The organism is Parvibaculum sp., from assembly GCF_002684405.1.
Lineage (GTDB): Bacteria > Pseudomonadota > Alphaproteobacteria > Parvibaculales > Parvibaculaceae > Parvibaculum.
In genome coordinates this window covers 1-5,584 of record NZ_NYVD01000132.1, presented here as the reverse complement: position 1 = coordinate 5,584, position 5,584 = coordinate 1, and the positions used below count along the sequence as shown (strand labels likewise).

The following is a 5,584-nucleotide window of genomic DNA, read 5'->3' as shown; positions in this document are numbered from 1 at the left end:
TGCGCCAGAACCGGTTCTGCGGGTGCGTGTAATAGGCGCCAACCGCCGCCGAGCGCGTGCTGGCCGCCGTGCCGATAAAGACGAGCCGGAGGCCCGGCCTCAACATGTCGGGGAGGATGTGTGTCTCTGACATTAAGAAGAATTCAGCCCTCTGCCATGTACCTGAAATCCCGGCGGGATAGATAATCCCAAGCTCGCACGTCAAGAGGCGAATGCAGATCCGCTCCGGCCGGCTCCTCCCCCTTACCCCCGCACTTCCGGCCGGGGCGGACACCTTCATTCCGTGCGCCCCCCCTCGAAGTCAGGGCTCAAGACCCTCCAAATCGGAGACTCACGAAATGCGAAAAGCTACAGGGATTCCAGCCACACTGGGAGCGGCCGCCATCGGCGTCGCCCTCACGGCGGCCACAGCGGGAACGGCGCACGCGGCAAGCGCGCCGACCGTGGGCCAATTGAACGCCAAGGCCGCCATCAGCGGTCTCTACAACAAGACCAATAACAGCGACGCCATGTGGGGCGAAACGCTGGACGGCTCCGTCACTGCGCCGCTCACGCATGATTTCGGATTCCAGACCGACGCCCTGCTCGGCTCGCGCCAGGGCAGCAATCTGCTGGGTGTCGGCGAGCATATCTTCATGCGCGACCCTTCCACCGGGCTTGTCGGCCTGACGGCGAGCTATCTCAAGGCGGACGTCAACGGCCCGACCGGGTTTTACGGCGTGAGCCGGATCGGCGGCGAAGGCGAGCTCTACTCCGGCCCCTTCACCGTGGCGATGCAATCCGGCTATCAGGCCGGCCATCATGTCGATAACGGCTTCTATGGTTCGCTGACCGGCTACTGGTATGCGGACGACAATTTACGGCTCGGCCTCGGCGCGGAAAACGACCCGACACGCGACACGACGGGCCTTGCCGATGTCGAATATATGCCGCATCTCGCCGACGCGCCGGGCATGGCGCTCTTTGCCAATGCAGGCGCGGGCGACCATGACTACCGCGCGGCCCGGATCGGCGTGCGCTTCTATTTCGGCGCGGACAAGAGCCTGAAGGACCGCAACCGCGAGGACGACCCGGTAACCAACCTGCCGGACGATTCGCTGGGCGGCATACCGGCCCCGGCGCCGGAAACGCCGACACCTGCCCCCGTCTGATCGACCGCCGTTCCAGTCTCTTCAGGCCGGTCGTCATGAGCCCCGCCCTCCGCAAGGAAGGCGGGGCTTTTTGATGGGCCAAGCCCTGTTCGTCAGATCTCTTCCGGGGCGCAACCGAATTTCAGCAGATTGCCGTGGCAGTCCCAGACATAGAATTCCTTCATGTTCCAGGGCCGCACCTCGAAATCGGACAGGCGTTCGCCGCCGATGGGATCGGTGCCGATGCCTGCTTTCGCATATTCCTCGTAAAGCGCCGGCACCTGCCCGCCCCTGATGTAGCAGGAGGTGTTTTCGGGATGGATACGGTCATCCGTCAGCCAGAAATGCATCTCCATATCGTCGCGCTTCACGATGAGATAATCGCCATAGCGCTCCGCCGAAAAGCCGAGCTTCTCCGTATAGAAACGTTTCGACTGGTCGAGGTCGAGCGAGGCGAGAACAGGAATGGCGCGGGCATGGTCGGTCATGAGCGTTCCGTGGTTTCGAGGCGAGTGGGCCCCGGGAATAAATTCCGGGGCGACACGTCGTTTTATCAGGAACCGCCCAGCGCCTTGTTGGCCGCCTTGTTCGCGGCGTCGGCTTCTTCCAGATAGATCTCGCCGCCGGAATTTCGGAACTCGCCGGCCTTTTCCGCCATGCCGCTTTCGGCATAGTCGCGCACTTCCTGCGTGATCTTCATGGAGCAGAATTTCGGCCCGCACATGGAGCAGAAATGCGCGACCTTGTGCGCCTCCTTGGGCAGCGTCTGGTCGTGGAATTCCTTGGCGCGTTCCGGGTCGAGCGCAATGTTGAACTGGTCTTCCCAACGGAACTCGAAGCGTGCGCGGGAAAGCGCATCGTCGCGGATCTGTGCCGCCGGATGCCCCTTGGCAAGGTCGGCGGCATGCGCCGCGATCTTGTAGGTGATGACGCCTTCCTTCACGTCCTGCCGGTCCGGCAGGCCGAGATGTTCCTTGGGCGTCACATAGCAAAGCATGGCGCAGCCGAACCAGCCGATCATCGCCGCGCCGATACCGCTCGTGATGTGGTCATAGCCCGGCGCGATGTCGGTGGTGAGCGGGCCCAGCGTATAGAAGGGCGCGCCACCGCAATGCTTCAACTGCTTGTCCATATTGACCTTGATCTTGTGCATCGGCACATGACCCGGCCCTTCGATCATCACCTGGCAGCCCTTCTTCCAGGCGATCTGCGTCAGCTCGCCCAGCGTTTCGAGCTCGGCGAACTGCGCCTCGTCATTCGCATCGGCGATGGAGCCGGGCCGAAGCCCGTCGCCCAGCGAGAAGGACACATCGTAAGCGCGCATGATGTCGCAAATGTCTTCGAAATGCTCGTAAAGGAAGCTCTCCTTGTGGTGCGCAAGGCACCACTTCGCCATGATGGAGCCGCCGCGCGACACGATACCCGTCACGCGCTTGGCCGACAGCGGCACGTAAGCCAGACGCACGCCCGCATGGATGGTGAAATAATCCACCCCCTGCTCCGCCTGCTCGATAAGCGTGTCGCGAAAGACCTCCCAGGTGAGGTCCTCGGCAACGCCGTCCACCTTTTCGAGCGCCTGATAGATCGGCACCGTGCCGATGGGCACCGGCGAATTGCGGATGATCCATTCGCGCGTGTTATGAATGTTGCGGCCCGTGGAGAGGTCCATCACCGTGTCCGCGCCCCAGCGGATCGCCCAGACCATCTTGTCGACTTCTTCCGCCACCGACGACGCGACGGCGGAATTGCCGATATTGGCGTTGATCTTCACCAGGAAATTGCGGCCGATGATCATCGGCTCCAGTTCCGGATGGTTGATGTTGGCCGGAATGATGGCGCGGCCTTCGGCGACTTCCTTGCGCACGAATTCCGGCGTGATGAATTCGGGAATATCCGCGCCGAAGCTCTCGCCCTCGGCGATCTTGTGGCCCGCATTGGCGAGCGCCTGCTTGCGGCCGAGATTTTCGCGCTCGGCGATATAGGCCATTTCCGCGGTGATAATGCCGGCGCGCGCATATTCGAGCTGCGTCACCATTTCGCCCGGCTTGCCGCGCAGGGGCCGGTTGCGGACGGGAAATTCACGGGCGAGATGGCTCTCGCCGACATTGCCATTGTCCTCCGGCTTCACCTCGCGGCCCTCATAGGCCTCGACGCCGCCGCGCGCCGTTACCCATGCGGCGCGCGGGCGCGCCAAGCCCGCCTCCACATCGATGATCGCCTCCGGATCCGTATAGGGCCCCGAGGTGTCATAGACGCGCACGGGCGGCTCTTCGGCGCTTGGATGCAGCGCGATCTCGCGGAACGGCACCCGAATGTCGGGGAAGGCCTCCGGCGCGGTATGGGTTTTGAGGCTGGCGGGAAGCGGCCCGGTGGTCACTTCCATATGCTCGATAGTCGGCTTGACGTTCATCGCAGGACTCCCTTGGGCCCGAGGCCCCTGGAAATCCGGGAAAAATGGCGCGAAAGCGGCTGACCGGACATATATCGGCAAGATACCCGGCAGATCCCGTCCCTTCGCCGGCATGACCCGGATCAGGTGGTAAGGGTGGTGAACCGGTATCAGGCTCATCTCAGCCGGCTGCCGCCGGCCCCCCTCGGTAAGACGCGCAGTGTGACTCTGCCCGCCCCCTCAGTAAAGGGCCGACATTAGACCACATAATGTTGAGTGCAGCCCGACCGGGAGCGGCATAGACTCCGGTGAGTCGTCCGTTCCCGGAGGGGTGTCCCGACGACGGAACGGAGGCCGGGCTTGTGGCAGAGCCCTCATTCCGAACCAAGGGGGAGAAAACCAAAATGATTTCATCCATGCCGATCGAACTGTCCGTCCTCGTCTGGAGCGCGGCGCTTCTGTTCATTCTCATCGTGATCTATGCCAACGCCAATGTGTCCGCCATGGGCATGCAATGGGGCATCGGCAATCGCGACGAAGGATCCACCGCCGCCGGCGCGGGCCCGCGCGCGAAACGGGCCGCGTCGAACCTGATCGAGAATTTGCTGATCTATGCCTGCCTCGTCATTCCGGCGCATCTGGCGGGCATCCATACGAGCCTGACCGTGCTCGGCGCGGAGCTGTTCCTGATCGGGCGCATCGTCCATGCGCTGGTCTACACGCTGGGGCTCACCTTCCTCGGCATCCGCACCATCGCCTGGGCGGTCGCCGTGGTCGGCTATCTGATCATCTTCTACCAGATCGTGACCTTCTGACCCGACCGCATCACGCATGCAGGAAGGGCGCTGCATCTGCGGCGCCCTTTTTTCAGTGCTGCAGGAGGGCGAAGAGGAAGATAAGCGAGACGCCATTGTTCAGCGCATGGAGCGCGATCCCCGGCCAGAGCGACCGGCTTTTCATGTAGAGAAACATGAGCATCGCGCCGAGCATCGCCACTTGCGCGGTCGTCACGATGGCGACCACCCCGCCCGCCAGCGCATATTGCAGATGGATCGCGGTAAAGGCGATTGTGGCGAGAAGGGCGGCGGCAAGGCGCGGCATGTGGCGGGAAAGCCCCTGATAAAGCGCCCCGCGAAAGGCCGTCTCTTCCAGAAGGGGCGCGGCCACGACCACGATGACCGCCGACATGAACACCCATAGGGGACCGGTCCCGACAACCCCCTCCATCGTCCGGTAGCTCTTCTCGATCGTCGCCTCGTCCAGAAGGGACATGAGCCAGACGCTGAACGCCTTGAGCGCGATGAAAGCCAGCAAGGCGTAGACGAACCAGCGCATGCCCGGCCATCGGAAACCGATGCCGGACAGCGTGATCCGCCGCTTGCTCAACAGATGAAGGATCCAGGGCAGCATGAAGAGATAGCCGCTGAGGCCGCTCACCAGAACGAGGTGATTGCGCCAGGGATCGAGCTGGATTTTCAGCGCCAGCCCTTCGGCGGTCCCCATCGCAACGGCCAGCCACACGCCATAGCCCAGCGCCCCCGCCAACTGCCCGACAATATTGCCGAGGACGATGATGAGCGCATCGCGCAGGCGGAAGCCGCTGAGAACGGCAAACTCCCGCTGCGCTGTCCCGGCGGGCCGCGAGCCGGTCCGTTTACCGTTCGGGCCCCACACCATGGATCAGTCCTCGAAGGGGTCCTTCATCAGGATCGTGTCCTCGCGCTCCGGCGAGGTCGACAGAAGCGTGACCGGGCATTCGATCAGCTCCTCGATATGGCGCACATATTTGATCGCCTGTGCGGGCAGTTCCGCCCATGTACGCGCGCCGAAGGTGGTTTCCTGCCAGCCTTCCAGCGTCTCGTAGATCGGCTCCACACGCGCCTGCAACGCCGCCCCGCCCGGCAGATAGTCGAGCACCTGACCGTCCAGCTTGTAGCCGGTGCAGATCTTCACCTCGTCGAAGCCGTCCAGCACGTCGAGCTTGGTCAGCGCGATGCCGTTGACACCGCTCGTGGCGCAGGTCTGGCGCACGAGGACGGCGTCGAACCAGCCGCAGCGGCGCTTG

At 63.4% G+C, this 5,584-nt stretch carries 6 protein-coding genes, 1 pseudogene and 1 riboswitch; of the genes and pseudogenes, 2 read left to right on the top strand and 5 right to left on the bottom strand.

The window, feature by feature from the left end:
• A pseudogene (locus tag CMI59_RS12300) lies at positions 1 to 133 on the bottom strand (mismatch-specific DNA-glycosylase); the annotation flags it as partial.
• Between the two features lie 205 nt (positions 134 to 338).
• Here CMI59_RS12300 and CMI59_RS12295 point away from each other — a divergent pair.
• Positions 339 to 1,151 (top strand): hypothetical protein, encoded by an 813-nt coding sequence (locus CMI59_RS12295; RefSeq protein WP_293328548.1) that lies wholly within the window; start codon positions 339 to 341, stop codon positions 1,149 to 1,151.
• Positions 1,152 to 1,243: 92 nt separating this feature from the next.
• On the opposite strand, the gene CMI59_RS12290 is transcribed toward CMI59_RS12295, so the two are convergent.
• Both CMI59_RS12290 and thiC read right to left on the bottom strand, forming a co-directional pair.
• On the bottom strand, positions 1,244 to 1,618 hold the full coding sequence (locus tag CMI59_RS12290; RefSeq protein WP_293328547.1) for a VOC family protein: 375 nt from the start codon (positions 1,616 to 1,618) through the stop codon (positions 1,244 to 1,246).
• A 65-nt stretch (positions 1,619 to 1,683) separates the two neighbouring features.
• Positions 1,684 to 3,540, bottom strand: a complete 1,857-nt coding sequence (thiC, locus tag CMI59_RS12285) for a phosphomethylpyrimidine synthase ThiC (protein WP_293328546.1) — start codon at positions 3,538 to 3,540, stop codon at positions 1,684 to 1,686.
• Between the two features lie 82 nt (positions 3,541 to 3,622).
• A riboswitch (TPP riboswitch) is annotated at positions 3,623 to 3,735 on the bottom strand.
• A 188-nt stretch (positions 3,736 to 3,923) separates the two neighbouring features.
• Between thiC and CMI59_RS12280 the strand changes: the two genes are divergently transcribed.
• Positions 3,924 to 4,334: an MAPEG family protein gene (locus CMI59_RS12280; RefSeq protein WP_293328545.1), complete on the top strand. Its 411-nt coding sequence runs from the start codon at positions 3,924 to 3,926 to the stop codon at positions 4,332 to 4,334.
• 52 nt (positions 4,335 to 4,386) lie between these two features.
• Here CMI59_RS12280 and CMI59_RS12275 read toward each other — a convergent pair whose 3' ends face one another.
• Positions 4,387 to 5,196 carry a CPBP family intramembrane glutamic endopeptidase gene (locus CMI59_RS12275; RefSeq protein WP_293328544.1) on the bottom strand — a complete coding sequence of 270 codons (810 nt, stop codon included), beginning with the start codon at positions 5,194 to 5,196 and terminating at the stop codon, positions 4,387 to 4,389.
• Positions 5,197 to 5,199: 3 nt separating this feature from the next.
• On the bottom strand, positions 5,200 to 5,584 hold a 385-nt coding region (locus CMI59_RS12270; protein WP_293328543.1), incomplete at its 5' end, for an adenylosuccinate synthetase.